The 4,546-nt window shown below is 31.6% G+C and carries 4 protein-coding genes; all 4 read left to right on the top strand.

The features are described 5' to 3' along the window. The first annotated feature begins 67 nt into the window (after window positions 1–67). The 4 genes from E6248_RS13565 (at window position 68) to E6248_RS13580 (ending at window position 4,543) form a co-directional block, all read left to right on the top strand. On the top strand, window positions 68–1,420 hold the full coding sequence (locus E6248_RS13565; protein ID WP_316341323.1) for an extracellular solute-binding protein: 1,353 nt from the start codon (window positions 68–70) through the stop codon (window positions 1,418–1,420). Beyond that, window positions 1,413–2,336, top strand: a complete 924-nt coding sequence (locus E6248_RS13570) for a nucleoside hydrolase (protein ID WP_316341324.1) — start codon at window positions 1,413–1,415, stop codon at window positions 2,334–2,336. Before E6248_RS13565 ends, E6248_RS13570 begins: the two co-directional genes overlap by 8 nt. Then, on the top strand, window positions 2,333–3,214 hold the full coding sequence (locus tag E6248_RS13575) for a sugar phosphate isomerase/epimerase (protein ID WP_316341325.1): 882 nt from the start codon (window positions 2,333–2,335) through the stop codon (window positions 3,212–3,214). The genes E6248_RS13570 and E6248_RS13575 overlap by 4 nt, the downstream gene beginning before the upstream one ends. 219 nt (window positions 3,215–3,433) lie before the next feature. After that, window positions 3,434–4,543, top strand: a complete 1,110-nt coding sequence (locus E6248_RS13580; protein WP_316341326.1) for a sn-glycerol-3-phosphate ABC transporter ATP-binding protein UgpC — start codon at window positions 3,434–3,436, stop codon at window positions 4,541–4,543. Window positions 4,544–4,546 lie beyond the last annotated feature (3 nt).

The following is a 4,546-nucleotide window of genomic DNA, read 5'->3' on the forward strand; positions in this document are numbered from 1 at the left end:
TTTCTGGAATGATGTCAGGTGCTGTTAAAGAATAAAACTATTGATTTGAGAGGACGTAGAACAAAAAATGAAAAGATTAGTAAGTTTCATTCTGTTGATATCAGTATTATTAACAGGATGTTCGATTGGTTCAAAACAAAGTGAGACTGATTCTGATGGTATTACTGAAATAACATTTTGGCATTCAATGGATGGTGTTTTTGGAGATATAGTTAAGGAACAAATTGATGAATTTAACAATACCATAGGAAAAGAAAAAGGCATAAAAGTAACTGGAGTTTTCCAAAGCTGGCCAGGAACAACATCTTTAATGACAGCTATGTCAGCAGATGATATTAAGAATATGCCAGATGTAATTCAGTTATATGGTGAAAATGTAGATATGATACGTGATTATGAGCGTACAGTTTGGGCAGAAGATTTTATAAATAATGAATCATCAAGAATAAAGAAAGAAGATTTAATAGCAAATACAGTTACTGCTCAATCAATTGATGGAAAGATGATAGGTGTACCTTATACAGCATCATCATTAATGCTTTATTATAATATGGATTATTTAAAGGAAGCTGGATTCAGTGAGCCACCAAAAACTATAGCAGAAATGGCCGATATGATGAACAAGATATCAGAAAAGACAGAAGCGGAAAATGGTCTTAATGTGGCTATTAATCAATATGAATTAGAAAGCTTTATATCAATTCAAGGTGAAAATGGAACATATTTCGGAAATAATGAAAGTGGTCATAATAAGCATATGACTGAATTCTCTGAGGAAGGTAAAGAAGCGCTTAAAAATTTCTTATCAGAGTGGGAGAAGGTTATAGAAACTGGAGTATATAAGCCAGTAACAGATAGTATAAATGAAGAGTTTTCAAAAGGTCTTCATGCTATGACAATAATGACAAGCTCTCGTATTCCAACAATAGCAAAGTTAGTTGGAGATTCATTTGAATGGGGTGTTACTTCAATTCCAACAGTAAATGAGGGAGATGTAGTGGGAGCATACCCTAGTGGTTCAGGATTATATATAATGGATAGAGAAAGTGAAGCTAAAAAGAAAGCTGCATGGGAATTTGTTTCTTATATGGCATCTAAAGAAGCGCAGGTAAAGTGGGTAGGAAGAACTGGTTATACTCCAGTTAATATACAAGTACAAGAGTTAGATGAGTACAAAAACGCAGTAGAAGTAGAGCCAAGATTACAAAATGCTATGAATAATTTAAGTAATACACCAAATACTGTAGTTCCATCCTTTACTCCAAATTCTAATGCAATAGGAATTATTATTAAGGATGCAATGAGGGCTTTTGGTTCAGAATTAATAACTAAGGAAGAAGCGTACGATGAAATAGTAGAGGGAATAGCGAAATCCATTGAAGTTTATTATCGTGCTAACCCGGTAGGTAGAAATGACTAAATTAGAAAAGCATAAAGTAATTATAGATTGTGATCCTGGTGCTGATGATGCATTAGCAATAATGCTAGCGTTGAACTCTGAGGAGATAGAGGTTTTAGGAATTACTACAGTAAGTGGTAATTCCCCCCTTGAGATTTGTACTCAAAATGCTTTAAATATAATAAACTCTTGTAATAAAAAAAATATTCCTGTTTTTGCTGGTGAAGATAAGCCAATAAAAAGAGATATTGAATTTACAGATGAATACTGTGGTAAAAATGGTGTATGTGAATATGAGTTTAGAAAAAGTGACAAATTAGTAGAGAGGGTAAATGCTATTGATTTTATATATGATAGTGCTATTAAGGAAGAAAAACTTACTATTATATCAATAGCTCCTATGAGTAATATAGCAAAAGCTTTAATTAAATATCCTAATCTTAAGGATATGAATATAGAAATAATAACTATGGCTGGATATTACAAAGTAAATAGTAGTGTTAATGCTAAGCGTAGTGAATGGAATGTACTAGTAGATCCAGAAGCTTTTGAAATAGTATGCAACTCAGGTATTCCTATGTATAGCTTAGGCCTTGATGTTAGTTCTACTTTAAAAAATGAATATATAGATGAAATTATAGAAAAGGGCAATAAAAGCGAGAAAATGGAGTATTTAATTCATGCTAAAGATTTCTATTTAAGCAGGAACTTAACTCCTAAAAGTTTATTAGTTGATTCATTACCTATAGCTTATATTATAGATAACTCTATAGCGAAGTTTAAATTAGGTAAAGTTACTATGAAATATAAAGATAAAATAGATTGCGATATAATTAAATTTAACTTAAGTGAAGATAAAGCAAATATATATGCAGCATATGAATTAGATTTAGATCGTTTTATAGAAATTTTAATTGAAAGGATATTTAACAAATGAAGTTAGCGACATCTACAAATATAGTATGTGATAGACCAGATGGGAGTGTATTTTCACTACCTAAAACTTTAGAGTTAGCAAGCCAAGCTGGATTTAAAAGGTTTGATATGAACTTTTGGGATTGGGCTCTTCCTCACTCTCCATTTTTAACTGATGAATGGGAGAAGTGGATTCATGAAGTTGCTAATTCAGCAGCGAAATTAGGAGTAGAATTTGGACAGTGTCATAGTTATACATTTAACTTTTTAAATCCTAATTTATCTGAAGAAGAATATAATTATCACCAAATGCTTACAAAGAGATCTTTAGAATGTTGTAGCATATTGGGATCAAAATTATGTGTAACTCATCCAGACACAGATTTTCAAGCTATGGATTTAGTTAAAAGCTCAAAGGCTAAAAATATTGAGTATTTTAAGGGGTTATTAGAATATGCATCATCATTTAATATGAGTCTTGCTTTAGAGAATATGTGTGATTTTAGCATAGCTCCTAAACGTAAATATTGTGCAACACCAGAGGAACTAGTAGATTTTGTGGATGAATTTAATGATTCTAGAATAGGGATATGCTGGGATTTTGAGCATGCTGATATTATGAAGCAAGACCAAAGAAAATCACTTCTATATATGGGTAATAGACTTAAAGCAACTCATGTATCAGATACACATAGTTCTACAGATACAGATCTTATGCACGTGATGCCTTTATTTGGAACTGTAGAATGGAAAGAGGTTATGAGAACTCTTAGGGAAATTAATTATAAAGGTGATTTCAGTTTTGAAGCGCATAACTATGCAAATAGACTTCCAGATGAACTTTTACCAGCAGCTTTAAGGTTAAGCTATGAAATTGGCAAGTATTTAATGAAGTTATAAAGTAATTCTTATCTTCAGGTGGAGTTTTCTTAAAAAGTAGAGAACCGAAATCTTGCATTTTGTGTGAATCACTTTCACAGAGTACAGGATGCCTACTCCACCTGAAGGTTAGAAGAACTAATCCAGGCGAGTAGCAGTGCTTAGCTCCCACTTTAGAAGGGGGAGTGTTAGCAATGGTAGCGATCGGATAAATAATTATAAAAAACTAAGGAGAAAAATATGTCTAGCGTAACGTTAAAAAATATTTGTAAATCATATAATAAAAATGTTCAGACTGTAAAAAACATTAATATTGATATTAAAGATAAAGAATTTATAGTTTTAGTAGGACCATCTGGATGTGGTAAGTCTACTACACTTAGAATGATTGCTGGACTTGAAGAAATAACTTCAGGTGAACTATATATAGGAGATAAATTAGTAAATGATATTCATCCTAAAGATAGAGATATAGCGATGGTTTTCCAAAACTATGCATTATATCCTCATCTATCTGTTTATGAGAATATGGCTTTTGCATTGAAGATTAGAAAAACTCCAAAAGATGAAATAGATAAGAAGGTAAGAGAAGCAGCAAGAATACTTGATTTAGAAAAGGTACTAGATAGAAAACCTAAGGCTTTATCAGGTGGACAAAGACAAAGGGTAGCTCTTGGACGTGCTATTGTAAGAAATCCTAAAGTATTCTTAATGGATGAACCTTTAAGTAACTTAGATGCAAAGCTTAGAACTTCTATGAGAGCAGAAATAAGCAAATTACATAAAACTCTTAATAGTACATTCATCTATGTTACACATGACCAAGTAGAAGCTATGACTATGGCGGATAAGATAGTTGTGCTAAAAGATGGTGAAGTGCAACAAATGGCTACTCCTAAGGAGATTTATAATAATCCAAGTAATATGTTCGTCGCAGGATTTATTGGATCACCTCAAATGAACTTTATAAATGTTACTATAAAAGAAACAAGAGGAGAGCTATATGCAGTTAATTCTTATTTAAATATAGCTTTAACTACTGAAGCGAAGAAAGTTCTTACTGAAAAAGGATATATAAATAAGGAAGTTATTCTTGGAATAAGACCAGAGCATATTAAGAATGATGAATCTTTTATAAATGATAATGGAGATACAGTTTTTGAAGCCTTAGTAGATTTTAATGAGTTAATGGGTTCAGAAACTTATTGCTACTTAAAAGCTGGTAATACATCTATCACTGCTAAATTTGATGGAAGCTTTAGTGTTAAACCAGGTGATAGAATAAAGCTTGCTATAGATAAAAAACCAATACATATATTTGATAAAGAAACAGAATTAACTATAGTGTAATAA

The organism is Clostridium sp. (assembly GCF_032552055.1).
Taxonomy (GTDB): domain Bacteria; phylum Bacillota; class Clostridia; order Clostridiales; family Clostridiaceae; genus Clostridium.

Bases quoted from the DNA above. Each gene is read 5' to 3' on its own strand.
- E6248_RS13565 (WP_316341323.1), top strand. From the start codon at position 68: ATGAAAAGATTAGTAAGTTTCATTCTGTTGATATCAGTATTATTAACA.
- E6248_RS13570 (WP_316341324.1), top strand. From the start codon at position 1,413: ATGACTAAATTAGAAAAGCATAAAGTAATTATAGATTGTGATCCTGGT.
- E6248_RS13575 (WP_316341325.1), top strand. From the start codon at position 2,333: ATGAAGTTAGCGACATCTACAAATATAGTATGTGATAGACCAGATGGG.
- E6248_RS13580 (WP_316341326.1), top strand. From the start codon at position 3,434: ATGTCTAGCGTAACGTTAAAAAATATTTGTAAATCATATAATAAAAAT.